This is a genomic window from Rhizorhabdus sp. P4_G5, from assembly GCF_056401065.1.
The window spans coordinates 302,264-325,939 of record NZ_JBFUKB010000001.1; the positions used below are offsets into that span (position 1 = coordinate 302,264).

Annotated in this window: 22 protein-coding genes and 2 tRNA genes; 10 read left to right on the forward strand and 14 right to left on the reverse strand. The window is 64.5% G+C overall.

Going from position 1 to position 23,676, the window contains the following annotated elements; translation table 11 throughout:
- Positions 1-8: 8 nt before the first annotated feature.
- The 5 genes from gspF to AC1DQK_RS01430 all read right to left on the reverse strand — a co-directional run bounded on the left by gspF (position 9) and on the right by AC1DQK_RS01430 (position 6,157).
- Positions 9-1,232, reverse strand: coding sequence for a type II secretion system inner membrane protein GspF (gspF, locus tag AC1DQK_RS01410; protein WP_477866600.1), 1,224 nt, complete (start codon positions 1,230-1,232; stop codon positions 9-11).
- Positions 1,225-2,730: a GspE/PulE family protein gene (locus AC1DQK_RS01415; protein ID WP_477866602.1), complete on the reverse strand. Its 1,506-nt coding sequence runs from the start codon at positions 2,728-2,730 to the stop codon at positions 1,225-1,227. The genes gspF and AC1DQK_RS01415 overlap by 8 nt, the downstream gene beginning before the upstream one ends.
- Positions 2,727-4,844, reverse strand: a complete 2,118-nt coding sequence (gene gspD / locus AC1DQK_RS01420; RefSeq protein WP_477866604.1) for a type II secretion system secretin GspD — start codon at positions 4,842-4,844, stop codon at positions 2,727-2,729. The genes AC1DQK_RS01415 and gspD overlap by 4 nt, the downstream gene beginning before the upstream one ends.
- Entirely contained in the window at positions 4,841-5,668 is an 828-nt protein-coding gene (locus AC1DQK_RS01425) for a type II secretion system protein N (protein WP_477866981.1), read from the reverse strand. Before AC1DQK_RS01425 ends, gspD begins: the two co-directional genes overlap by 4 nt.
- A 102-nt stretch (positions 5,669-5,770) precedes the next feature.
- Positions 5,771-6,157 carry a DUF983 domain-containing protein gene (locus tag AC1DQK_RS01430; RefSeq protein WP_477866606.1) on the reverse strand — a complete coding sequence of 129 codons (387 nt, stop codon included), beginning with the start codon at positions 6,155-6,157 and terminating at the stop codon, positions 5,771-5,773.
- 825 nt (positions 6,158-6,982) lie between these two features.
- On the opposite strand from AC1DQK_RS01430, the gene AC1DQK_RS01435 reads away from it, so the two are divergent.
- A complete protein-coding gene (locus AC1DQK_RS01435; protein ID WP_477866608.1) occupies positions 6,983-8,914 on the forward strand; it encodes a hypothetical protein in 1,932 nt (643 codons plus the stop codon).
- Between the two features lie 518 nt (positions 8,915-9,432).
- Positions 9,433-9,506 (forward strand) — tRNA-Gly (locus tag AC1DQK_RS01440).
- Between the two features lie 129 nt (positions 9,507-9,635).
- Here the strand turns inward: AC1DQK_RS01440 and AC1DQK_RS01445 are convergent.
- The gene (locus tag AC1DQK_RS01445; RefSeq protein ID WP_477866610.1) at positions 9,636-10,811 is read right to left on the reverse strand and encodes an aminotransferase class V-fold PLP-dependent enzyme; all 1,176 of its coding nucleotides are present in this window, start codon (positions 10,809-10,811) and stop codon (positions 9,636-9,638) included.
- A complete protein-coding gene (locus tag AC1DQK_RS01450; RefSeq protein ID WP_477866612.1) occupies positions 10,808-11,629 on the reverse strand; it encodes a tryptophan 2,3-dioxygenase in 822 nt (273 codons plus the stop codon). Before AC1DQK_RS01450 ends, AC1DQK_RS01445 begins: the two co-directional genes overlap by 4 nt.
- 129 nt (positions 11,630-11,758) lie before the next feature.
- On the opposite strand from AC1DQK_RS01450, the gene AC1DQK_RS01455 reads away from it, so the two are divergent.
- A tRNA-Arg gene (locus AC1DQK_RS01455) sits at positions 11,759-11,835 on the forward strand.
- A 55-nt stretch (positions 11,836-11,890) separates the two neighbouring features.
- Here AC1DQK_RS01455 and AC1DQK_RS01460 read toward each other — a convergent pair.
- The 4 genes from AC1DQK_RS01460 to AC1DQK_RS01475 are packed head-to-tail and all read right to left on the reverse strand — an operon-like array spanning position 11,891 to position 14,240.
- A complete protein-coding gene (locus AC1DQK_RS01460; RefSeq protein ID WP_477866614.1) occupies positions 11,891-12,355 on the reverse strand; it encodes a DUF1178 family protein in 465 nt (154 codons plus the stop codon).
- The gene (locus AC1DQK_RS01465) at positions 12,352-13,179 is read right to left on the reverse strand and encodes a carbon-nitrogen hydrolase family protein (protein WP_477866616.1); all 828 of its coding nucleotides are present in this window, start codon (positions 13,177-13,179) and stop codon (positions 12,352-12,354) included. Before AC1DQK_RS01465 ends, AC1DQK_RS01460 begins: the two co-directional genes overlap by 4 nt.
- A complete protein-coding gene (gene grxC, locus AC1DQK_RS01470; protein WP_477866618.1) occupies positions 13,179-13,436 on the reverse strand; it encodes a glutaredoxin 3 in 258 nt (85 codons plus the stop codon). Before grxC ends, AC1DQK_RS01465 begins: the two co-directional genes overlap by 1 nt.
- 48 nt (positions 13,437-13,484) lie before the next feature.
- Positions 13,485-14,240, reverse strand: a complete 756-nt coding sequence (locus AC1DQK_RS01475) for a ComF family protein (RefSeq protein ID WP_477866620.1) — start codon at positions 14,238-14,240, stop codon at positions 13,485-13,487.
- Here AC1DQK_RS01475 and AC1DQK_RS01480 point away from each other — a divergent pair.
- From AC1DQK_RS01480 to AC1DQK_RS01495, 4 genes are all read left to right on the forward strand, one after another.
- Positions 14,239-15,144 carry a methyltransferase domain-containing protein gene (locus AC1DQK_RS01480; RefSeq protein WP_477866622.1) on the forward strand — a complete coding sequence of 302 codons (906 nt, stop codon included), beginning with the start codon at positions 14,239-14,241 and terminating at the stop codon, positions 15,142-15,144. The two genes, AC1DQK_RS01475 and AC1DQK_RS01480, sit on opposite strands and share 2 nt — an antisense overlap.
- A gap of 51 nt (positions 15,145-15,195) precedes the next feature.
- On the forward strand, positions 15,196-16,344 hold the full coding sequence (locus AC1DQK_RS01485) for an alpha/beta fold hydrolase (protein ID WP_477866624.1): 1,149 nt from the start codon (positions 15,196-15,198) through the stop codon (positions 16,342-16,344).
- A 194-nt stretch (positions 16,345-16,538) separates the two neighbouring features.
- On the forward strand, positions 16,539-18,080 hold the full coding sequence (locus AC1DQK_RS01490; RefSeq protein WP_477866626.1) for a 2-isopropylmalate synthase: 1,542 nt from the start codon (positions 16,539-16,541) through the stop codon (positions 18,078-18,080).
- A gap of 42 nt (positions 18,081-18,122) precedes the next feature.
- Positions 18,123-19,058, forward strand: coding sequence for a DMT family transporter (locus AC1DQK_RS01495; protein WP_477866628.1), 936 nt, complete (start codon positions 18,123-18,125; stop codon positions 19,056-19,058).
- Between the two features lie 9 nt (positions 19,059-19,067).
- Here the strand turns inward: AC1DQK_RS01495 and AC1DQK_RS01500 are convergent, their stop codons facing one another.
- Both AC1DQK_RS01500 and AC1DQK_RS01505 read right to left on the reverse strand, forming a co-directional pair.
- A complete protein-coding gene (locus AC1DQK_RS01500; RefSeq protein ID WP_477866630.1) occupies positions 19,068-19,823 on the reverse strand; it encodes a molybdopterin-binding protein in 756 nt (251 codons plus the stop codon).
- Positions 19,820-20,692, reverse strand: a complete 873-nt coding sequence (locus tag AC1DQK_RS01505; RefSeq protein ID WP_477866632.1) for a cytochrome b/b6 domain-containing protein — start codon at positions 20,690-20,692, stop codon at positions 19,820-19,822. The genes AC1DQK_RS01500 and AC1DQK_RS01505 overlap by 4 nt, the downstream gene beginning before the upstream one ends.
- Before the next feature lie 129 nt (positions 20,693-20,821).
- On the opposite strand from AC1DQK_RS01505, the gene AC1DQK_RS01510 reads away from it, so the two are divergent.
- Positions 20,822-21,142, forward strand: a complete 321-nt coding sequence (locus AC1DQK_RS01510) for a PilZ domain-containing protein (protein WP_477866634.1) — start codon at positions 20,822-20,824, stop codon at positions 21,140-21,142.
- Between the two features lie 22 nt (positions 21,143-21,164).
- On the opposite strand, the gene hrcA is transcribed toward AC1DQK_RS01510, so the two are convergent.
- Positions 21,165-22,193, reverse strand: coding sequence for a heat-inducible transcriptional repressor HrcA (gene hrcA / locus AC1DQK_RS01515; protein ID WP_477866983.1), 1,029 nt, complete (start codon positions 22,191-22,193; stop codon positions 21,165-21,167).
- A gap of 113 nt (positions 22,194-22,306) precedes the next feature.
- On the opposite strand from hrcA, the gene rph reads away from it, so the two are divergent.
- Entirely contained in the window at positions 22,307-23,023 is a 717-nt protein-coding gene (gene rph / locus AC1DQK_RS01520; RefSeq protein WP_477866636.1) for a ribonuclease PH, read from the forward strand.
- Positions 23,020-23,658, forward strand: a complete 639-nt coding sequence (gene rdgB, locus AC1DQK_RS01525; protein ID WP_477866638.1) for an RdgB/HAM1 family non-canonical purine NTP pyrophosphatase — start codon at positions 23,020-23,022, stop codon at positions 23,656-23,658. The genes rph and rdgB overlap by 4 nt, the downstream gene beginning before the upstream one ends.
- The last annotated feature ends 18 nt before the right edge of the window (positions 23,659-23,676 follow it).

Below are 23,676 nucleotides of genomic sequence, written 5' to 3' on the forward strand. Positions count from 1 at the left end.
GAAGCGTATCACGAAATTCCCGCCAATGTATCGAGTTGCAGCACCGGCAGCAGGATCGCCAGGATGATCAGCGCGACAACCGCGCCCATCACCACGATCACCGCGGGTTCGAGCAGCGACAGCATCGTCGCCGTGAACATGTCGAACTCGCGTTCGAGATAGTCGGCGGCACGTTCGAGCATATCGTCGAGCCGGCCTGCCGCCTCACCGCTCGCCGCCATGTGGACCAGGATCGCCGGGAACAGCCCGGCGCGGCGCAGCGAGGCCGACAGGCTCGACCCGCCCCGGATATCCTCGACGATAGCGCGAGTGGCGTCGCGCAACGCGTGGTTGCGCAAAGTGGGGATCGTCATGGCAAGTCCCTCGACCACCGGCAGTCGACTTTCGACCATCTTCGCCAGCGTCCGCGCCATCCGCGCAGCGTGCAGGTCGCGGATCAGCCCGCCGATCAAGGGCAAGCGCAATAGCCAGCCATCGAAGCGGAGCCGCCGGACGGGATCGGCGATCAGCCGCGCGAACACCAGCGCCGCCGCCGCGAAGCCAGCCAGCATTGCCCACCACCAGGCACCGATGAAATGCGAGGTCGCGATGACGATGCGGGTGAGGAGCGGCAGCTGCTGCCCCACCGTTTCGAATTGCTCGACGATCCGGGGCACCACGAACAGCATCAGCGCCAGCACGACGCCAGCCGCGACTAGCGCCAACGCCGCAGGATAGGCCAGCGTGCTGACCAGCTTGTTGCGGACCTCGGCCTGCCGCTCCTGCAGATCGGCGACCCGCGACAATATGTCGGGCAGGGTGCCGCTCGCCTCACCGGCTGCCACCATCGCACGATAGAGCGGCGGGAAACTGGCCGTCTCGACGGCGAGCGCATCAGCGAGCCGATGGCCACTCAGCACCGACGCCTGGACCGACTCGATCACCCCGACCGCCCGCGGCTTCGTCATCTGGCGGGCGATGCTGCGCAGCGCCTCTTCGATCGGCAAGACCTGGATCAGCGTCGCGAACTGGCGGGTGAACAGGGTCAATTCACGCAGGGAAAGCTTCGGCCGCCGCTGGAACAGGCTGGCGGCGAGGCTGGGCCCCGGCCCCTCCCCTGCCTTGTCGACCGTCACCACATAATAGCGGCGCGCCTCGAGCCGTGCCTTCGCTTCATCCAGCGACGGCGCGTGGATGCGGCCGCGGCGTTCGCGCCCGCCGGAGTCGATCGCATGCCAGGCGAAATCAGCCATCGCCGCCATCGCTACGCAGGATTCGCAACGCCTCCTCGGGACTGGTGACGCCATCGCGAACGAGCCGCCGCGCCGCTTTCGCCAATCTGTCGCCATCGGCGAAGGCGAGCCGCGCGATCGCATCCTCGTCGCCATTGTCGTTGATCACCGCGCGGATGCGATCGTCGATCCGGATCAGCTCGAACAGCCCGATCCGCCCGCGATAGCCGCTCTGCCCACAGGCGTCGCAGCCGCCCGGCGAACGCACCTGCTCGTCCTTCTTGAGCTTCAGCCCGATCCGCACGCCGGGCGCCGGCAGATCGGCGATGCTGCACATCGGGCAAAGCCGGCGGACGAGCCGCTGGGCGATCACGACGCGCAGGGTCGATGCGATGAGGAAGGGCTCGATCTTCATGTCGCGCAGCCGCGTGATCGCCCCGACGGCATCGTTGGTGTGAACGGTCGACAGGACGAGATGGCCGGTGAGCGACGCCTGCGTCGCGATGTCGGCCGTCTCGCGATCGCGGATCTCGCCGACCATCACCACATCCGGATCCTGGCGCAGGATCGCGCGCAGCCCGGCCGCGAAGTCCAGGCCAACCTTCGGATTGACCTGGGTCTGGCCGACGCCGTCGATCGCATATTCGACGGGATCCTCGACCGTCAGGATATTACGGCTGCCGTCGTTGAGCAGGCGGAGCGCCGCGTAGAGCGTGGTGGTCTTGCCCGATCCGGTCGGCCCGGTGACGAGGATGACGCCGTTGGGTTCGGTCAGCGCGTGGTGGAACGCGTTCTCTATCCGCGCCGGCATCCCCAGCGCCTCGGGCGCGATCCCGGCCGCTTCCTTGTCGAGGATGCGCAGCACCACCCGTTCACCCGAGCGGCCGGGCAAGGTGGAGACGCGCACGTCGAGCAGGCGCCCGGCGATCGACAGGCCGATGCGCCCATCCTGCGGCAGGCGGCGTTCGGCGATGTCGAGCCGCGACATCACCTTGATGCGGCTCACCACCAGCGGCGCGACCGCGACCGGCAGGCGCAGCCGCTCGGCCAGCACCCCGTCGATCCGCATGCGGATGACGAGCCCGCTGTCATAGGGCTCGAAGTGAATGTCCGAGACGCCGCTGCGCACCGCGTCGGCGATCACGCCGTTGATCAACCGGATGATCGGCGCGTCGTCGGCGCTGTCGAGCAGGTCGGCGCTCGTCGGGATGTCGCTGGCAAGCGCGCTCAGCTCCTCGCCGGTCACCAGTGCGCCACCGAGGATTTCCGCCGCCTGCCCATCGATCGCATAATGTTCGGAGAGCGCCCGCTCGAACCGGTCGGGCGCGAGCGGCTCCACCACGAAGCCATGGCCGAGATAGCGGCGTAGCTCGATCAAGGCATTGCGGTCGGCGGCACTGCTCATCCCGATGATCGGGCGGCCTTCTCCATCGCTTGCCGCAAGCGGCACCAGCCCGGTGCGCCGTGCAAAGGCATAGGGAATGGCCGGCGCGGATGCGATGGTCGCCGCTTCGCTCATTGCCCGCGCGGCTTGGCGGAGGGCGGCACCGGCACGGGGCGAATCACCTGGCGTGATGTGGTCACCTTGGGGACGATGATCTCGGGCTGCCCGGCTGGAGCGGCCGAAGCCGGCGGAGCCACCGGCGCGGTCGTGCCCATATAGTCGGTCACCAGCTCGTCGATCCCCGGCTCCTCGCCCGGCTTGCCGTAGCGGATCTGCTCGCCGCGGATATAGCCGTAGCGCTGCGCCGCGAGCCGCTGGGCGTCGCCAGGGCTGCGCAGGATGGTCGGCCGGATGAACACCATGAGGTTGGTCTTCACATGGCTGCGCGAGCGCGACTTGAACAGCTCGCCGATGCCGGGGATCCGGCTCAGCAGCGGGATCGCCTCGATCGTCCGGCGCTCATTGTCGTCGAGCAGACCGCCGAGCGCGATGATGTCGCCATCGTCGACGGTCACCGTCGTCTCGATCTCGCGCTTGTTGAGGATCAGGTCGGCCGAGCCGCTGGTGACAGGCCCCGCGATCGAGGAGACCTCCTGGCGCAGGAACAGCTTGATCGCGCCGCCGGCATTGATCTGCGGCTTTACCTCGAGCTGGATGCCGACATTCTGGCGCTGGACGGTGCGGAACTGGTTCTCGAAATTGTTCGACAGCGCCTGGCCGGTGGTGATCGGGATTTCCTGCCCGACCAGCAGCTTGGCCTCCTGATTGTCGAGCGTCAGCACCGATGGCGTCGACAGGATGTTCGACTTGGTGTCGGTCTGCACCGCGTTGATGATCGCCCCGAAGATCGCGTTATGCCCGATCTTGTCGGCAAAGCCGGCGAAACCGCCGCCGGCATTGAGGATCGAGCTGACCGCTGCCTCGGCGAGCTGGTCGCTGATCGCGCTGTTCTCGGTCGTGGTCGTGGTGGTGCCGTTGACGACGGTCGTCTTGGTGGCAAGCTCGCGCGCGCCGACGGCGCCTGCGATCGTCAGGATGTTGGGCGCGGCATTCGAATAGTTGGTCGCCGCGATCGGCACGCCCGAGCCGGGCTTGCCGCCCAGCAGAAACTGGACGCCGAGCTTGCGGGCGGCATCGTTCGAAATCTCGACGATGATCGCCTCGACCAGCACCTGATCGCGGCGCGTATCGAGCTGCCGGATCACCCCGCCCAGCGTCCGCTGCACGTCGGCCGGCCCGGCTATGATGATCGCGTTGGCGCCTTCGTAGCGGGTGACGATAGCCTCGCCCTTGCCGTGTGGCGCCGGAGCGGGCGCCGCAGCCGTTGCGGCGCCATTGCCGGCGGTCGGCGCAGGGACCTCCCCGGCCTGGCCGATCAGTTGCTGCAGCACAGGCATCAGCTTGGCGGCGTCCGCATATTGCAGGAAGATCACCCGGATCTCGCTGGCACTGGCGGCGCGACTGTCGAGATCCTCGGCTAGCGCGGCCATCCGCGACACGCTCGGGCCGTCGCCGCGCAGCAGCAATGCGTTGCCGCTGTCGACCGCCACCACGGTGGCGCCGCTGGCGGCACCGCCCTGCCCCGCCGTCAGCGTGCTGAGCGCAGAAGCGATCTCGCGAGCACCGGCATTCTTCAACGGGATCATCCGGGTGGTCGTGCTGTCGCGGTCGATCTGCGCGATCAGGCTGCGCATGCGGCGCAGATTGTCGGCATAGTCCGCGATCACCAGCGAATTGGCGCTGCGATTGGCGGTGATCGACCCTTGCGGGCTGACCAGCGGCTTGAGCGTGTCGATCGCGGTCGTCGCATCGGTGGCGCGCAGCCGGACGACGTCGGTCACGAAATTATTGCCCGAACCATTGGCCGAGCCGATCCGTCCGGCAAGCGCCGCCGCGCCCTCGGCAGGCTGGATGCGGAAGCCACCGCCGCTCATCGGCACCGCGACCAGGCTGTTGACGCGCAGGGTCGACAGGAACAGTTCGAAATACTCGCTCCTGCTGAGCGCGCGGTCGGTCACGACCGACACCTTGCCGGTCACCCGGGGATCGATGATAAAATTCCGCCCGGTCACGCGCGCCGCATCCTGGATGAACGCGCGAATGTCGGCATCGCGCAGGTTCAGCACCTGCTGCGCCGCGATTGGGGCTGCGCACAGCGCCAGCGCGCCGAAGGCTATCCACGGCTTCACTTCGCTGCTCCGATCGTCAACGTCATCGGCTTGCCGCCACGCTCGATCTGGACGGATACCGGCTTGCCGCCGCCGGCGAGCTGCTCCAGCCCTGCGCCGTCGCCCACGGCCCGGTCATTGATCGTCATCAGCACATCGCCCGGCAGCAGGCCCGCCCCGGCGAACGCCGTGCCCACCGATCCGGGGCGCAGGATATAGCCATCGACCCGTCCGCCACGCATCCGCGGCTCGGCCGAGATGTCGGCGATCAGCGGCGGTGGTGCCGATGCCGCGCCGCCGGCCCGGATCGCCGCGAACGGGTCGGGCGCAGTCGCGGCAGCGGGAGCGGCGGCGATCGGGGCGGCGGTCGACTGGTCGAGATACAGCGTCTCGCTGGCGCCATCGCGGCGGATGGTGACGCTGTCGAACGCCACCCCCGCCAGCACCGCGCCCGGCACGATCTCGTCGCCGACCGCATAGCTGTTCTGGGTGCCGTCGGGCAGGCTGATGATCGCCGAGCCGCGGCCCGATGCCTGGTCGGCTCTTACGCCGTGGAGGGTGAGGTTGAGCGAGGTGACCACGCCCGGCTCGCCCGCGCCGCGGCTCAGCCGGAAGAAGGGGTCGAAGGCGACGAAAGCGGCTGGCGTCCTGTCGAAGCGTGCCGGCGCAGACGACCCCGCATCATCACGCGCGGTCGGTGCCGCGAGCGCCCAGGCGAGGCCAAGCGCGGCGGCCCCGACCAGCGCGATCATCGCATATTCGCATGCCTTCTGCAGCTGCGGCGCCGTGAATTCGCGGGGCCGTCCCCAAGCACGCCAGGTCAGCGTGCGCCAGTCCGATCCCACCGCCAACTCAGCTTCCCCCGCAAACTCGCCCCGGCAGCTATAATCGAGATTAGAGCGGCTTAGAAAGCATCTTGTGCGCCGGATCGAATAGAAAGGCCGCCGTCATCGCCCGCCCGAAAAGCCGTGCATCCGCCGCGCCCATTGCAGCCCGATCACCGCGCCCTTGGCGGGCTGGATCATCAGCGTCGCCAGGATCAGGGCGAGCCCCGGCCACAGCGTCATCTGCACCCACATCGGCATGTCGAATCGCAGATTGGCGGCGACGACGAACGGCACGAGGATATGGCCGAGGATCAGCACCACCAGATAGGCGGGCAGATCGTCGGCGCTGTGCAAGGTCCAGTCCTGGCCGCAGCCCGGGCATTGGCCCACCGGCTTCAGGAAGCGCGCGAACAGCGCAGCCTCGCCGCACGCCGGGCATGCGCCCCGAGCGCCGGATATCATTGCGGTCCGCACATCGCGTCGGGTATCAGGACTGTCGTGGGTCATGCCGACGCCTTAGCAGAACAGACTGCACGTTGACCAATGGCCTGTCCTTGTCGCAATCGGCGGGCGGATCAGGCGATGGCCATCGGCAGATGCCCAACGCCGCTCGATCCCACGGATGGAAAGCCCGGCTTTCCTCGACCTTTCTGTCCTCATGCTGACCATTCTGTCCTCATGCTGACCATGCCGTTCACCCCTACGCATTCTATAGTGGAGACAGAAAGGAGACAGATTGTGCCCGAGATACTTTGACGGAGATCAGCATTCGGGGTCTGAAAGGCTCCGACAAGAATCCCAAGTTCTTTGATACCAAGACACCCGGCTTCGACAACCGTGTCGGCTGAAGACCAAAACGTGGATCGTCATGTGCGGCCACAACCGCAAACTCGTCACCATCGCGAAATACCCGACCTGTCGCTGGTAGAAGCCAGGACGGAGCGAACTCAAGCTTGTCTCGAACGCTTCAGGAGACGGCACCAGAAGCATTTTCCGGCCCCTCATCCTCTGAGGCACCCGGAACGAGGAAACCTGCGTCCTGATCGCCTCAAGGAGAAACGAGCTGCGTTGGGTCGATATGAGACCTTTCTAGGCAATATCATTTCGAAATAGCAAACCTCTGATTTAACGCGCTTTCCTTGAAAGCACGATGCCCTTCCTTCGGGGAAGGGCATTTTTTCGATCCATAACGGATAAGAAACAGATTGATATTATGGCTCATCTGCCTCGACATCGATAGATCCATATTCTGATACTCGTCTACTGCGCGTGTTTGCACCTAATATTGCATCGGTTCGACTATCGATAAGATAGGATCCATCCCGTGCGGCGATGAATGTTTTGGCGACACAGGGTTCGTTGGGGGAAACAATGGGAGCTAGAGTTTGGCATATTGGCGCCACTTTGCTGTGCATAGCGCTAACGGGCTGCCTCGGAAACGGCGACGATGTGGCCAGCACATCGAGCAGCGTTAGAACGTCGATGGTTCCGGCTAGCGTTCCATATTACGTCGACTTGTGCGGTCCCGAGGCTGATAAAAGCTATCGCCTATTTGCGCCATCCAAACTGAAGGGCTGGCTGGATGCCGAGGACGTGACAGATGGTCACGACAAGGTCGCGCAAGCGCGGGGAAACTGCGCCCTTCGCAGAAAAATCGCGAATGGAAGTCCAATTACTGTACGTTTGCACCGGGTCGGTATTGGTGGTTTGGCCAAGTTCAATCCCGCGGGGCAGTGCAAGAAACATTGCAGGCGCGATATTGCGATTGTCCTCGACTTCAATGGCGCTAAAGCCTTGCAGAAGCCAATCGTCGCCTTTTACCAGACGGACGTCCCGCCCGAAGGCAACCTTCAATTCCTGAATCAGGTTATATTCTCACAGAATGAATGGTTCTACCTCTACCCGCCGAGTGTACGAGTAAGACTATACGATGTTCGGGATGATAAAGATGCAGCCTTGCGCGCCAATCTTGAAGCGATCAAGAAAGGCGCGAGCTTCATTAGCTCCTACATATCGGGAGCGGCGGCCGCTGGGCCAATCGTTGATACCGCCGTGCAAGTCGCGGATCAGCTCATTTCAGGTAAGCACAATCGCGCAATCTTGGATATGTCGTTCCAGCTCTTTCCAAACGAGCAGCAGAAGGTCGAACCGGACACTACCACATCGGAAAAATCGTCTAATGAAGTAAGTAGTGCCCAACTCAGTGATGCTGAAATCAAAGCACTTCAGCGCGAATTGGGATCAGGCCTCAAAATAGATGGTAAACCCGGCGCGAAGACGCAAGCCGCTCTCCGCGTTAAAATACCTGACCTCGGCGCTCTTCCGGTAGATACACCCGCATTCAATAAGGCGGTTCGCCAGCACCTTGTCGCCGTTGTCAGCAAACAAAATCCACAGGCGCAGGACGCTACCTTCGCAACACCGGTCTACGCTTCGCAATTTATCGTGTTCGACGAAGCCGCACGAACTCGTCCGTGCGTTCCACCGGTATCGAATAGTGACGATCCACAACCCCGCGAACGTCTTAGCAAGCTAGAATCCTCGCAGCGTCGGCGTAACTTGGCCGGGATGCCCCTGCCTGACTATCGGTTCGTGCCTGACGGCCTGAGGTACGGCGGAGCCCGTGTTTATTCGATCAACGAGAATTCAACCGCTTTTTGCTTGTTAGAGACGGCATATGTAATTTTTGAAATTACGAAAGATTCAACCAATGTTGCGGCCGATGTCGCCAAACGCATATCGGATCTCCAAGCAAAGTTCGCTCCCAGTCAGGCAGTCAGCGAAGACGCCGTAGCATCGCTGAACGCCGCGAGGGTGGATGCTGAACTTGCGTTGGCTATTGACCGACTAGAAAACGTACGCGGCGCTGACCAGTTGCAATCGATGCTGCGGAAGCTGGGGAATCTTGTGAATGAAGCCAAGGTCGCCACAATTCCTGATCGTCCGTTGTCACCTTTGCCGAGCACTCCCTTCCGTTATCGCGCCTTCCGGCTGACGAAAGACTATTTGGATTGCTCCCTTTCAGACCTCATCACCGGCGATCAAATATTGACCTTAGCGAACGCCCTGACAGACGAGGCTTGGCAAGGCGTCATCCGCGAGGAAGGTGCTCCAACGCCGTATTTTGGTAAAGAGGCACATACACTCAAGCTCGCATGCCCCGTGACCGAGCCCGACCAGCCAGCCGATGACAAGGATAAGCAGCCCTCTGCTGCTGCACCGGCTGCGGACACGGCACCAGAAGGCGGAACTCCGATCGGTTAGGTTACGAAAATATCGTTACATAAAGGGGAAACCCGCCGATCTGGCGAAGTACGCGGGCTTCATGGTACGGTTGCTCGCCCAAGGGTGAAACCTTGAGCCTCGCGAGGCTCCAGAGATGGCGTTCGCGATGGATAGGTTGCTCTCAAAGAAGCAGGTGCGTGCGGTTGTGCTGTACAGCCCTGCCCACATTGCCCGCCTTGAGGCGGTTGGACAATTCCCCAAGCCGGTAAGTCTTGGCGTCGTGACGTGCGTACAAACATATCCTTTCACAATATCGCCGCCTACGACGGCGATCGGGGTTGCAATAGGACACAAGCAGGTTCGGTACACCGAAATCGCCTGCCAACGTAGTAAGGGCATCGGCACGGGTCAAAACCATGTGGTGCGGCGTAGCTTCTGCCCCTTCACATACCAATCCGATTTGCTAAGAGGGTCCGGCACGACGTCATGCGATGCTCGAGGAATAAGAGACAAAAAAGAGACAAATTACTTTCAAAAAGTCTCTAAGTGATTGAAATGCGGGTGTAGCTCAATGGCAGAGCAGAAGCTTCCCAAGCTTACGACGAGGGTTCGATTCCCTTCACCCGCTCCAATTTTCGGTCTCAGGGAATCCCCAGCAGCGTTGCAAATCCACATATGCCCCGCTGCGGCCTTGCCGATCCGATAATCGCATTGGCCTAATCATGCATTGAAGGTCCCACCATCCGGACCGCGCGACAGCCTACGGCCCCAGCCTGCCCAATATCGTGATCAGTCGCTCGACATCGTGCCGATCATGATACAGCCCCAGGCCGATCCGCAACACATCGCCCCGCACATCGACAATAACCTGGTCCTCATCGAGCGCAGCCTTCCAGGGCGCGGCGCGTGAGGAACGGAATGCGAGGAAGCGGGCCTGCGCTGGTCCGCCTGGCGGGTTGAGCAGCTCGGCGCTGCCCAACGCCGTTGCATCGACGCACGCCAGCAATGCAGCGCGCAATGCAGAGACGTGCGCGCAGATCGACTCCGTGGAGTGACCTTCGGCATCGAGCATGTCGCGGACGGCGACGAAGCGATACAGTCCCGACGGGTCGAAGGTTGCGCCAAGGTAGCGACGCGCATCCTGGGCATAACCCACCGTCCCCCGCGGCAAGGCGAGATCGTCGAACTCCGCATACCATCCGCTGACGATCGGTCGTGGTCCGAAGCCCGCAGGAGCATGCATCAGCGCCACGCCTTCGCCCGCCATCGCATATTTATAACCGCCGGCGAGGTAGAAGACGCGATCGGCGAAAGCGGAGAGATCGGTCTCGATCGCCATGAAGCCATGATATCCGTCGATCACCACCCATGGTCCCGCCGCATCTGCGAGCTCAGCCAGTTCACCCAGGCGATCGAACACAAGGCCGCTGCCGAACATGACATGGCTGACGAATATCAGGTCATGCTCGCCACTTCTTGCGCGGGCAATGAAGCGCTCGGTAAAACCGTCTCCCGTAACGGGCACAGACTCCAGCACGATCTCGCCCGCCTCCGCCCAGCGCGCCGCCTGGCGGCGAAAGCTGTGAAACTCGCCCTCGCTGGTCAGCACCCGTAGCGGACGCGCGGCGGGATGCGACGAGACGAGGCGGACCAGGAGCTCATGCGTGTTCGGTGCGAAGACTATGCTCGTCGGATCGGGCAGCCGCAGCTCAGCGGCGACATGGCGTTGCGCCGCGGGCCAGACTTCGCCCAACACGCGATCCCATTTGCGATCGGCAAGGCGCGCCGCATCCTCCCATGCTGCCATCTGGCCGGCGAAGCTTGCGTCCGGCCAGAGGTGATGGCTGTGCGCCGCCATGTGCAGGCGACCCGGCGCCGCGGCGAGAGCACGCTGGAACAGATGCTTGTGATCCGGCCGTGCCGCAGGGCCATTCACAACTGCGTTCTCAGGGACCAGAGTTCGGGAAAGGCGCGCTTGACGACGGTGGATTGAAGATAAGCGACCCCGGCCGTCCCGCCCGTGCCCCGCTTGCCGCCGATGATGCGCGACACGGTGAGCATATGCGTGTGCCGCCAGATCGCCAGCGCCTCATCGATGTCCACCAACTTCTCGGCGAACTGGTACAGCTCCCACCAGCGGCCCGTGTCGCGATACACCTCGGCCCAGGCGGCCTCCACCGCCGGATCCGGAACATAGGGCTGGCTCCAGTCCCGCTCGAGAATGTGGTCCGGCACGGCAAAGCCCGCCGCGGCCAGCGCGGCATTGGCATCGTCCCAAAGCGACGGGGCATATAAGGCGGCTTCGAGGGCGGCGTGCGCGTGCGGAGCCTCCAGCTGGTGCTCGAGGTGGCCAGCCTCCTTCAGTCCGAGCAGGAATTCGACGGTACGGAACTGGTAGGACTGGAAGCCCGAACTTGCCCCGAGGACGCCGCGGAAGCCGCTATAGTCGCTCGGAGTCATCGTCGCGAGCACATCCCACGACAATGTCATGACCGCCTGGATACGCGAGATTCGCGCGAGCGACTTATAGGCCTCCACCAGCAGGCCTGTCCGTGCGAGACGCTTTGCCAGCATCAGCTCGGCGATCATCTGCTTGAGCCATAACTCCTTCGTTTGATGGATGATGATGAACAATAGTTCGTCATGCATGTCGGACAGGGGCTTCTGGGCAGAAAGGATGACATCGAGCGCCAGGTAGCCCGCGTAGGAGACGGGATCTGTGCCATCGTCACCAGGTGTTTGCCTGCCGGTCATCCTGCATACATGTTGATCTTTAATGCCGTCCGAGTCGAGCCCGGCAGCCGACCGCGGATCGAAGCCGGGATCGAGCTGCGCCGAGACGGCTGGACCGAATCATCTCGCGGGACTAGGAAGCGCCTCCGTGGTTCCGTAGCTCAGCCGGATAGAGCGCCACTTTCCTAAAGTGGGCGTCGGGGGTTCGAGTCCCTCCGGGACCACCAAACCCTCTCCTTTGCCAACCGCTACACGTCCGGCGAACGCCGGCGGGCCCCATAGTCAGTTCTTCGACTCGGGGGGCACCACCGGCAGCAGCGGCGCGACCGGCACGCCTTCCTCGATCAGAGCCTTGGCTTCCTCGACGGTGGTCTGGCCGTGGATCGGCCGCGCGTCCTGTTCGCCCAGGTGCATCGAGCGCGCCTGATCGGCGAAGCTGGGGCCGACATAGTCGGATCCTTCGAGCATCCTGGCCTGCACCTCGGCCAGCTTTTTCACCATCGCCTTGAACTCGGCCGGCGACGGCACATTAGCGGCGGCTGGCACGACGGCGGTCGCCGCCTCGCTGCGGCTGTTGCCCTTGGCACCGACATTGGGCGCCATCACCGCCTTGTCGATGTCGGTCGATCCGCAATAGGGGCAGCTCACCAGCCCGCGGGCCTTCTGCTCCTCATAGTCGGAAGAAGAGCCGAACCATATTTCAAACACATGGCCCGCACTTTTGCAGCTGAGATCGAAGACAATCATGCGCTGATCTCGACCGGCGCGATAGCTCGGCGATGCTGGAGAACGGGCACCCGAGCCCGAATGTCGGCAAGCCGGGCCATATCCAGATCGGCAAAGCCGACGCCCTCGCCCTCGCCCATGTCGAGCAGGACCTCGCCCCATGGATCGACCACCAGCGAATGGCCGTAGGTGGCGCGACCGTCCTCATGTTCGCCGGATTGCGCCGCAGCGATCACGAATGCTCCGGCCTCGATCGCGCGGGCCCGCAGCAGAACATGCCAGTGCGCCCGGCCGGTCGGCACGGTGAACGCAGCCGGCACCGACAATATCTCCGCGCCGGCGTTGCTCAGCGCGCGATAAAGGTCCGGGAAGCGCATGTCGTAGCAGATCGACAGGCCGATCCGGGCCCAGGGCGTCACCGCGACCACGCTGCGCCCGCCCGGCGCATAGGCAGCGGACTCGCGCCAGCTTTCTCCGGTCGGCAAGTCGACATCGAACAGATGGATCTTGTCGTAGCGCGCGCGGATCGCGCCCTTGTCGTCGATGATGAAGCCGCGGTTGACCAACCGGCCATCGGACCCGCCGGTCAATGCCAGCGAGCCGAGATCCACCCACAGGCCCGCATCGGCCGCCGCGGTACGGACCGCCGCCAGCACCGGATCGCTCGCCTCGTCGTGCAGATGCTCGGACGCGCGAGCCCGCTTCTGATCGAGCAGGCCGGACATTTCGGGGGTGAACAACATGTCCGCCCCGCCGGTCTTCGCCCGGCGAATCGCCTCGACGAGGGATCGGGCATTGGCGGCGGGATCGATCCCCGTCCGGCTCTGGTGGATCGCAACGCGCATCAGGCGGTCAGCAGTGGATCGAGCTTGCCGGCGCGATCGAGCGCGAAGATATCGTCGCAGCCGCCGATATGACTGCCGTCGATGAATATCTGCGGCACGGTGTAGCCCCCGTTCGAACGGTGCAGCATCTCGGCCCGCTTCGCACCGCCCGAACTGATGTTATATTCCTCGAACGCGACGCCCTTCACATCGAGCAGCGCCTTGGCGCGCGAGCAATAGGGACAGAAATCCTTCGTGTAGATCTCTACTTTGGGCATGCGGCAGGGTCCTTCTCACCGTCGAAATGTTGTCGGGCCGGCGGAAAGTCAATGCGCCAGGTCCTGCGCGACATCCTCATCGCGCACGACGCGCGCCCAGCAGAGCACCTCCACCCGCGTCGCGCCGGCACGCTTGAGCGCCCTGGCGCAGGCGTTGACGGTGGCGCCCGTGGTATAGACATCGTCGACCAGCAGCACCGGCCGCCCGGCCACAGCCGCCTTGTCCCGCACCGCGAAGGCGCCGCGCACCGCCCGCGCGCGGCGATCCGGCCCCAGCCCGCGCAGCATCGGCGTCGCGCGGGTGCGGGACAGCGCGTCGAGCAGGAGGACATGGCCCGATTCCGGGAGCAGCGCGCGCGCGATCAGCGCCGACTGGTTGTAGCCGCGCGACCATACCCGCCAGCGATGGAGCGGCACCGGCACGATCAGCCACTCGCCATCGCGTGCCATGTGCCGTCGCATCTGCGCAGCCATGGTGCGGGCGATACCCGGCCGCCGTCCATATTTGAGCTTGAGCGCCAGCGCACGTGCGATGGCTCCATAGGCGACGGCCGCCCGCATGGCGTCGATCGGCGGTGGGTCGGCATGGCAGGCGCCGCAAAGCGCACCCGTGCCGGGATCGACTTCGAACGGGGCGCCGCATCGTGCGCATTGCGGATCGCCCAGGAAAGCGAGCGCCGACCAGCAATCGATGCAGAAGACGTCGACATCGGGAGTGATGGCGCCACAGCCGGGGCAACGCGGCGGCAGCGCAAACGCCACCCCCGCCCCGATCACCGCCTTGACGCCCCGGATCAGCCCCATGGAGCCTTGTCATGCAACCGGCCCGGCGGCACAAGCGCCGGCGATGGACCAGCCCGAGATTTTCGACCGGACACTGCGACGCCTGCGGCGGGATCGCGCCGCGCCTATGTTCGCGGATCATGGTTTCCTCATCGAGCATATGGCCGACGAGCTGGCCGAACGGCTCGCGATGGTTACACGCGCGTTCGACAGGATGCTGGTGCTGGGCAGCCATGACGGGCTGCTCGCCGAACGCCTTGCAGCGCCCGAACGCCGGATCGTCAGCGCCGACGCGGGTTTCGCCTTCGCCCACGCCTCTGGCGGCGTTCAGTGCGACGAGGATCGCCTGCCCTTCGCTGATGCGAGCTTCGACCTCGTGGTGTCAGTGGGTGTGCTCGACAGCGTGAACGATCTTCCCGGTGCGCTCGCGCTGATCCGGCGGGTGCTGCGGCCGGACGGCCTGTTTCTGGGTAGCTTTGCCGGCGCCGGCAGCCTCGCCTGGCTGAAATCGGCGACGCTCGCGGCCGACAGCACAGCCAGCGGCGGCGCGGTGCCGCGCATCCACCCCCAGATCGACGTTCGCTCGGCGGGCGATCTGCTGTCGCGTGCAGGGTTCGCACTGCAAGTGGCCGACAGCGAGCGCCTCGACATCGGTTATGGCGATCCGCTCCGGCTGATGCGCGACCTACGCGGGATGGCCGCCACCAACATGCTGGTGCAGCGCGCGCGCAAGGGGCCGGGGCGTGCCTGGCTCGTCGAGCTGTTCCGACAATTCCAGACTGCAGCCAGCCCCGACGGACGGCTGCGCGAAACCTTCGAACTCATCTACCTGACGGGCTGGGCTCCCGCTCCCGATCAGCCCAGGCCTGCCCGAAGGGGCAGCGCCACCGCCTCGCTCACGGAAGCGCTCCGTCCGAAATCCTGATTGCCAGCACCTAGGGCAATGCATAGGTGTTCAGCATATCGTGGAGAGATCATGTCGATAATCGAGAGCTTCCAGATCGCAGTTCCGCAGGCCGAGATCGACGATCTCCATCGTCGACTGGACCATGCCCGCTGGCCGGAGGCGGAGCCTGTGGACGACTGGTCGCAGGGCGTACCGCTCGCGAAGGTCCGGGCACTCTGCGATTACTGGCGCAATGGCTATGACTGGCGGCGCTGCGAAGCCCGGCTCAATGCGCTGGGCCAGTATCGGACCGAGATCGATGGTCTGCAGATCCACTTCATGCATGTCCGATCCCCTCATCCCGATGCGCTGCCACTGCTCCTGACCCATGGCTGGCCCGGGTCGATCATCGAGTTCCTGAAGGTCGTCGGGCCATTGTCGGATCCCACCGCGCATGGCGGCAGGGCCGAGGATGCCTTCCACCTGATCATTCCCTCGCTCCCCGGCTATGGCTTTTCCGGCAAGCCGGCGGAAACCGGCTGGAACGTCGAGCGCGCCGCCCGCGCGTGGGCGATCTTGATGGACCGGCTCGGCTACGATCGCTATGTGGCGCAGGGTGGCGATTGGGGCTCCGCCGTCACGACGAAGCTGGGCGCGCTCGCCCCGGCGGGTCTGGCCGCGATCCACCTCAACCTGGTGAGCGCCTTCCCCGATCCGAGCGATCAGTCGGACTGGACGGCGGAGGAAAAAGGATATTGGGCGTCATTCGCCGCCTTCCAGAAGGAGGAGACCGGCTACTCGACCGAGCAGATGACCCGGCCGCAGACGATCGGCTACAGCCTCGTCGATTCCCCGGTTGGCCAGGCCGCCTGGATATATGAGAAGTTCCACGCTTGGACTGATTGCGGCGGCGATCCCGAAAATATCCTCAGTGTCGACGAAATGCTCGACAATATCAGTGTCTACTGGCTGACGGGCAGCGGCGCCTCATCCGCGCGGCTTTATTGGGAAAGCCTGGCCACCACCTTTCTCCCCACGAAGGTGCTGGTGCCCACCGGGTGCAGCATCTTCCCCAAGGAGATCCTGCGTGCCAGCAGGCGCTGGGTGGAACGCAACTATCCGAATATCGTCCACTGGAACGAGCTCGACCGGGGCGGCCATTTCGCGGCGTTCGAGCAGCCGGAACTCTTCACCAGCGAAGTCCGCGCCTGTTTCCGGCCGTTCCAGCAGGTGCGATGAATCGCCTATGGACTTGCCAAGCCTGTTCGATGTATCAGCGCGGCGCAATGACGCGGCACACCGCCCTCCTCCTGCTTCGACTTACGCGCCCTTAGGCGCGCGTTTTCGCTTGGGGTCGGCCGGCCCGGCAAGCCACGGCGTCTAAGGGGTCAGCATCAGCCCAGAATGACCACCCTGCAGCAGGAGCAGGTTCCGTGACCAGAATAATCAAGATTTTCGATACGACCTTGCGCGATGGCGAGCAGTCTCCCGGCTGCTCGATGAACCTCGAGGAGAAATTGCAGGTCGCCGCCCAGCTGGAGGCGATGGGCGTCGACATCATCGAGGCCGGTTTCGCCATCGCATCGCCGGGCGATTTCGAAGCAGTGTCCGAAGTCGCGCGCCAGTGCCATCGCGCCACGGTCGCCAGTCTGGCGCGCGCGGCAAATGCCGACATCGAACGGGCCTGGGAAGCAGTGCAGCACGCGGTTGCGCCGCGTATTCATACCTTCATCGCAACGTCGCCGCTGCATATGCGGGTCAAGCTGAACAAGTCGCCCGACGAGGTGCTGGAGGCAATCGACCGCACCGTGCGGCTGGCGCGCAACCTGTGCCCCGATGTCGAATGGTCGGCCGAGGACGCGACCCGTTCCGAGCCCGATTTCCTGGCGCGAGCCATCGAAATCGCGATCGCCGCCGGAGCGCGGACAATCAACCTGCCGGATACTGTCGGCTATGCCACGCCGGAAACCTATGGCGCGATGTTTCGCGACATGATCAATCGCGTGCCCAATGCCGGCCTGGCGACCTTTTCAACCCATTGCCACAATGATCTGGGCCTGGCGGTGGCGAATACGCTGGCGGCGGTGATGGCCGGCGCCGGCCAGGTTGAATCGACCATCAACGGCATCGGCGAACGCGCCGGCAACGCCGCGGTCGAGGAGATCGCCATGGCGCTGAAGGTCCGTCACGACGTGATGCCGGTCGCCACCAGCATCGTCTCGACCGAGATCACCCGTGCTTCGCGCCTGATTTCGGGCATCACCGGCTTCCAGGTGCAGCCCAACAAGGCGATCGTCGGCGCCAATGCCTTCGCGCATGAAAGCGGCATTCATCAGGACGGCATGATCAAGGACAGCTCGACCTACGAGATCATGACCCCGGAAAGCGTCGGCCTGACCCAGTCCAGCCTGGTGATGGGCAAGCATTCTGGCCGCGCCGCGTTTCGACAGAAGCTCGAGGAGCTGGGCTATACGCTCGGCGACAACGCCTTCCAGGATGCTTTCGGCCGGTTCAAGCAGCTCGCCGATGCAAAAAAGGCCGTCTTTGACGAGGATATCGTCGCGCTCGTGGATGACGAGGTGCTGCGCGGCCACGATGCCATTCAGGTCCGGGAAGTCGAGATCTATTGCGGATCGAACGGGCCACAGCGCGCGATCCTGACGCTCGAAATCGATGGCGAGGAAAAGACTGTCACGTCGCGCGGCAACGGCCCCGTCGACGCGCTGTTCAATGCCATCCGCCTGATCGTCCCGCACGACAGCTCGGTGCTCGAACGCTACGAAGTCCACGCCGTCACCGGCGGCACCGACGCACAAGCCGAGGTCTCGGTGCTGCTGTCGGAGCACGGCCGCACCACCCGAGGCCGTGGCGCGCATCAGGACACGATGGTCGCCTCGGCCAAGGCCTATGTGAACGCGCTCAACAAGATGATCGTGAAACGCGGCCGCGCTCCGGTCGACCAGGCCTCGGCCTGAACCTCATCCCCCTCCCGCACGCGGGAGGGGAAAGGATTATCGATGGCTATCCGATTTACGCCGGCAGAGCGGTGGCGGCTGACGGGCTTTGCCCTGTCCGCCGCGGGTGCGATGCTGTTCGCCGTCAAGGGCGTGCTGATCAAGCTCATCTATGTCTATCCGATCGACAGCACGAGCCTGCTCGCTGTTCGGATGATGCTGTCGCTGCCGGTCTTCGCCATGGTCGGCGTGATCGAATGGCGGCGGCGGCCGTTCGACAAGCGGCCCGATATACGCAGCATCGGCCTCGCCGCCGTGGTGGGCATAATCGGCTATCACGTCTCGTCCTGGCTTGATTTCGAAGGGCTCGCGACGCTCGAGGCCCAGACCGAGCGTCTGATCCTGTTCACCTATCCGTTCCTGGTGCTGCTGTTCGGGCGAGTGCTGCTCAAGCACCAGCTGCGGCTGCACGCGCTGGTCGGAGCGTCGATGAGCTATGCCGGGTTGATTGTGATGTTCGGCGCAAATCCGTCACGCCTGACACCGACGATGCTGGGCGGGGCCGCGCTGGTGTTGACGGCGGCGGCGACCTTCGCCCTCTATCAGCTGTTCGCCCGCGAGATGATCCTGCGCTGCGGCCCCGGGCTGTTCTCGGCAATCGCCCTGAGCGCCGCGGGCGTAACGCTGATCCTCCAGTTCCTGGCGACGCACAGCATTTCGGTGCTGGCGCTGCCGCCCCATGCCTGGCTGCTGATATCGTATCTCGCGATCTTCTCGACAATCATACCCACCTTCATGATGTCGGCCGGCACGGCGCGGATCGGTGCGCAGGGCACGGCGATCATCTCTACCCTCAGCCCCCTGGTGACGATCGTCCTTGCCATCGTCGTGCTCGGCGAACCCTTCGGCCTGCCGGAAGCGGCGGGGACGGCGCTGGTGATCGGCGGCGTCGGGTTGTTCAGCTGGATCGAGAGCCGCAGGCCTGCCCCGCTGGGATGAGGCGCAGGTTCAGATCCCGGCATACCAGGCATAATCGTGATAATCCTCCCAATAACCGCCCTTGCCGAGCCCGCGGCCGGCCAGGCTGTCTACCGCTTCGATCCGCTGGATATATTTGGCATGCTTGTAGCCCAGCTGCCGTTCGACCCTCAGCCGCAGCGGTGCGCCATTGCCGACCGGCAGGAGCTTCCGGTTGAGGCCCCAGGCGAGGATCGTCTGCGGGTGGAAGGCATCGATCAGGTCGATGCTCTCATAATAGTCCGCCTGTGCGTAGCGGTCAGCGCAGTGGAAGATCAGGTAGCGGGCATTGGATCGCAGCCCGGCCTGGTCGAGCAGCAGCTTGAGCGGCACACCGGTCCACTGCCCGATCGCGCTCCAGCCCTCGACGCAGTCATGCCGGGTGATCTGGGTCCGCTGCGGCATCGCGCGGATCTGCGCCATCGACAATGTCTGCGGCCGTGCGACGAGCCCATCGACGGTCAGCCGCCAATCCGCGAAACCGGACAGCCGGTGCGACTCGTAATCGGCGCCGGCGGGCTGACGGGTGCCGTTGGAGCGGAACACCGGCGACAGATCGGCAGCGGTGAACTCGCGCGCCAGCGTAGTGCGGTCGCCGATGATCCGCTGCGCGCGCATCGTCAGCCCTTCGGCGCTCTGCAGCAGCAACCGCACGCCGGGATCGGCGTTGATCTTGTTACAGCCCGACAGCAACACGCCGCCAGCACCCGCGGCAAGCGAGCCGATCAGTCCGCGTCGGGTGATCATGACTGGCGCTTCCCAGGCAAGCGGAATCGGCCGGTGATCATCGAACGCACCTCGTTATAGGGCCCGGCCAGGACCACCATCAGCAGGTGGACCAGGATGAACAGCACGAATCCGAAAGCGCAGAGAAAGTGGATCGAGCGTGCCGACTGCCGCCCGCCGAAGAGATCGAGCAGCCACGGCCAGGCCGCATCGACGGCGGGCGACATGGTCAGGCCGGTCAGCACGATCAGCGGAAACAAGATAAATATTACAGATAGATAGGCAAGTTTCTGAAGAATATTATAGCGAAGCGTGGCCACGCCTTTCGGAAAACGCAGCCGGGCATGATCGCGGATGTCCTGCCAGATATGCCGCGGATGAAGCTCGCCGCGGCGGGGCAGCAGGTCGCGCTGCACATGCCGGTTTAAGAGGCTGACCAGCCAAAAGCCCAGCCCGGCAATCACCAGCACCCAGGCGAAGAAGAAGTGCCACAGCCGTGCGTCGGCCAGACTGTAGCTGGAGGGGATCGTCGCCCACCAGGGAAAGGCGCGGCGCTGTATCGCCCCCTGCGGGTCCTTCCACAGGCCGAGCATGCCCGTCGTCTCGATCTTCTTGCTGCCCAGCACGAGAACGCCGCGATCGCCGGACGCTCCAATCTGCAGCCAGGCCTTGTCGGCATTGGCTCCATAATGGCCCCAATAGAGCCGCGGATGCGCATTGAAGATCATCAGGCCGCTCATCAGCATGACGAAGATGGTGAACGCATTCAGCCAGTGCCACAGCCGCGTCGACAACCGGTGACGCGCCACGAGTTCGCCTGCCTCCGGCGCCGTGTCCGAAGCTGTAGGCGGCGCTTCCACCGTTACTGACCCGATCGACGGCTCGCTCATTGGGTGCTTTCTACCACAGCCGCGGACATCAGGGGAAAAATGTCGTCAACTGCTCACAGTAACAATTCATTAGCGATAATCCCGGTAAACGAAGGATCGCAACGGAATCTATCTGGGATCAGGGACCCCATGGCCTTCGCCAGTGAACAAGTGGAAGCGAACGAGCGACGCCATGGCCGCTTTCGCATCATGCTCGCGGCGACCCTCTACTCGGTGCATGGCGAATCCAGCGGCGTGCTGCTCGACGTGTCGCAAGGCGGCGCGATGCTGAGCGCTTCGCCGCCCCCTCCGGTCGGCTGCAGGCTGCTGCTCGAACGACAGAGCCTGGAGGTTCCGGGTATCGTCCGCTGGGTCGAGGGTAATCGATTCGGCATTCAGTTCGAGGAAATGTTGAGCGAGCCGATCGTGATGGCTTTGGTGTCCAAGGGCGGGCAGCACAACAGCAATTGAGCTATGTGCAGGCGACGGTTGTTCAGGCCATCATCCGGGTCAGCGCCTGGGCGGTGAAATCGACCATCGGCACGATGCGCGCATAGTTGAGCCGGGTCGGCCCGATCACCCCCACCACACCCACGACGCGGCCGTCGGCGCCGCGATAGGGAGCCGCGATCACCGAGGAGCCCGACAGCGAGAACAGCTTGTTTTCGGAGCCGATGAAGATCTTCATCCCCTGCCCCGCGCGGGCACCTTCGAGCAGCCGGGCGATCTCTTCCTTGCTCTCGATCTCATCGAGCAGCTGGCGCACGCGCTCGAGATCTGCCGCGGCGGTTGGATCAATCAGGTTGGCCTGGCCGCGCACGATCAGTACCGGTCGTGCGCTTCCGTCCTGCGACCAGACCGCAAGTCCTTGCGTTACCAGCGCCGCCGCCGCCTGATCCAGCGCAGCCCGTTCCCGGCCGATCTCCGCCTCTATCCGCATCCGCGCCTCGCTGAGCGTCAGCCCTGCGAGCCGTTCGCTGATGAAATTGCCGGCTTCGACCAGTGCTGAAGGCGGCAGGTCGGCCGGCAGGTCGACCACGCGGTTTTCGACGCTGCCATCCTCGCCCACCAGCACGGCTACGGCCTGCTGGCGCGACAGCGGCACGAAGCTGAACTGGCGCAGCACCGGCTCGTGGCGGGGCACCAGGACAATGCCCGCACAGGCCGACAGGCCGGACAGTACCGCGCTCGTCTGCGCCAGCGCCTCCTCGACCGGACTGCCGCGCGATGCACGCGCTTCGATCGCCGCGCGCTCCTCGGCTGAAGGCTCGGCCGTCTGCATCATGCCATCGACGAACAGCCGCAGCCCACTTTGGGTCGGCATGCGGCCGGCCGACGTATGCGGCGCCTCGAGCAGGCCCAACTCCTCCAGGTCCTGCATGACATTGCGGATCGACGCCGGAGAAAGATTGAGCCCGGCGAGCTTCGATATCGTGCGCGAGCCGACCGGGGTACCCGACCCAAGATAGCTCTCGACCACCACGCGGAACACCTCGCGCGCGCGAGTCGACATTTCGGACATCGGCTGACTGTTCACGGGCCACAGATAGGGAAGCTTCGGTTGCTGCTCAACAGGCTTCCAACTTTCATCGCCGGCTCCTAAGAGACCCGGCTCATAACAATGAAGGAATCTCTATGCGCCCATCCGGCCGCACCCCCGATCAGATGCGCCCGATCAGCATCGAAACCGGCTTCACCGTCCATGCCGAGGGATCGGTCCTGATCGGCTTCGGCGGCACCAAGGTGCTCGTGACCGCATCGATCGATGAAAAAGTGCCGCCCTTCCTGCGCGGCAAGGGCCAGGGCTGGGTCACCGCGGAATATGGCATGCTGCCCCGCGCCACCCACACCCGCGGCAGCCGCGAGGCGGCGAAGGGCAAGCAGTCGGGCCGCACCCAGGAGATCCAGCGTCTGATCGGCCGCTCGCTGCGGGCCGTAGTCGACATGACCAAGCTCGGCGAGCGGCAGATCGTGATCGACTGCGACGTCATCCAGGCCGATGGCGGAACCCGCACCGCCTCGATCTCGGGCGGGTGGGTCGCGCTCAGGCTCGCCGTCGACAATCTCCTGGCGTCCGGGCAGCTGGCCGCGGATCCGATCACGGCGCAGGTCGCGGCGGTCTCCTGCGGTATCTACGAGGGAACTCCGGTGCTCGACCTCGATTATATCGAGGACTCGAACGCGCATGCCGACGCGAATTTCGTGTTGCTCGACGACGGCAATATCGCCGAGGCGCAGGCCACCGCGGAGGGCGCCACTTATGACGAGGAAGCGCTCTTGAGACTGCTCCGGCTGGCACGCATCGGCTGCGGCGATATCTTCGCCGCGCAGCGCAAGGCCGTCGGGCGGTGAGCGACGTCGCCGAGATCCCCCACCGCAAGCTCGCCCCTGGCAAGCTGGTGATTGCCAGCCATAACAAGGGCAAGCTCCGGGAAATCGGCGAACTGCTCGCACCCTTCGGGATCGAGACGGTCTCGGCAGGCTCGCTCGGCGTGCCCGAACCGGAGGAAACCGGGGTCAGCTTCGTCGCCAATGCCGAGCTAAAGGCCCGCTTCTCGGCGGACCTGACCGGCCTTCCCGCGCTCGCCGACGACAGTGGGCTGTGCGTCGAGGCGCTCGGTGGGGAGCCGGGGATCTTTTCGGCGCGCTGGGCCGAACTGGCGGACGGCCGCCGCGACTTCGACGAGGGCATGCGCCGTGTCCACGCCCGGTTGGTCGAGAAGGGCGATGATGTGGGCCGGGACGCCCATTTCGTCTGCGCGCTCTCGATCGCCTGGCCCGACGGGCATGTCGAAACCTTCGAAGGCAGGGTCGATGGCGTGCTCATCTGGCCGCCGCGCGGCGAAAATGGCTTCGGCTATGATGCGATGTTCCAGCCGCTTGGCCATGACGTCAGTTTCGGCGAGATGGACCCGGCGGCAAAGCATGCGATGAGCCACCGCGCCGATGCGTTCGCAAAGCTGGTGGCGGCGGTTTTCAAGCAATAAGGGCTAGATGCCCTTGGC

Bases quoted from the DNA above. Each gene is read 5' to 3' on its own strand.
- gspF (WP_477866600.1), bottom strand. From the start codon at position 1,232: ATGGCTGATTTCGCCTGGCATGCGATCGACTCCGGCGGGCGCGAACGC.
- AC1DQK_RS01415 (WP_477866602.1), bottom strand. From the start codon at position 2,730: ATGAGCGAAGCGGCGACCATCGCATCCGCGCCGGCCATTCCCTATGCC.
- AC1DQK_RS01430 (WP_477866606.1), bottom strand. From the start codon at position 6,157: ATGACCCACGACAGTCCTGATACCCGACGCGATGTGCGGACCGCAATG.
- AC1DQK_RS01435 (WP_477866608.1), top strand. From the start codon at position 6,983: ATGAATGTTTTGGCGACACAGGGTTCGTTGGGGGAAACAATGGGAGCT.
- AC1DQK_RS01450 (WP_477866612.1), bottom strand. From the start codon at position 11,629: ATGACCGGCAGGCAAACACCTGGTGACGATGGCACAGATCCCGTCTCC.
- AC1DQK_RS01460 (WP_477866614.1), bottom strand. From the start codon at position 12,355: ATGATTGTCTTCGATCTCAGCTGCAAAAGTGCGGGCCATGTGTTTGAA.
- AC1DQK_RS01465 (WP_477866616.1), bottom strand. From the start codon at position 13,179: ATGCGCGTTGCGATCCACCAGAGCCGGACGGGGATCGATCCCGCCGCC.
- grxC (WP_477866618.1), bottom strand. From the start codon at position 13,436: ATGCCCAAAGTAGAGATCTACACGAAGGATTTCTGTCCCTATTGCTCG.
- AC1DQK_RS01480 (WP_477866622.1), top strand. From the start codon at position 14,239: ATGGAGCCTTGTCATGCAACCGGCCCGGCGGCACAAGCGCCGGCGATG.
- AC1DQK_RS01475 (WP_477866620.1), bottom strand. From the start codon at position 14,240: ATGGGGCTGATCCGGGGCGTCAAGGCGGTGATCGGGGCGGGGGTGGCG.
- AC1DQK_RS01485 (WP_477866624.1), top strand. From the start codon at position 15,196: ATGTCGATAATCGAGAGCTTCCAGATCGCAGTTCCGCAGGCCGAGATC.
- AC1DQK_RS01495 (WP_477866628.1), top strand. From the start codon at position 18,123: ATGGCTATCCGATTTACGCCGGCAGAGCGGTGGCGGCTGACGGGCTTT.
- AC1DQK_RS01500 (WP_477866630.1), bottom strand. From the start codon at position 19,823: ATGATCACCCGACGCGGACTGATCGGCTCGCTTGCCGCGGGTGCTGGC.
- AC1DQK_RS01505 (WP_477866632.1), bottom strand. From the start codon at position 20,692: ATGAGCGAGCCGTCGATCGGGTCAGTAACGGTGGAAGCGCCGCCTACA.
- AC1DQK_RS01510 (WP_477866634.1), top strand. From the start codon at position 20,822: ATGGCCTTCGCCAGTGAACAAGTGGAAGCGAACGAGCGACGCCATGGC.
- hrcA (WP_477866983.1), bottom strand. From the start codon at position 22,193: ATGTCCGAAATGTCGACTCGCGCGCGCGAGGTGTTCCGCGTGGTGGTC.
- rph (WP_477866636.1), top strand. From the start codon at position 22,307: ATGCGCCCATCCGGCCGCACCCCCGATCAGATGCGCCCGATCAGCATC.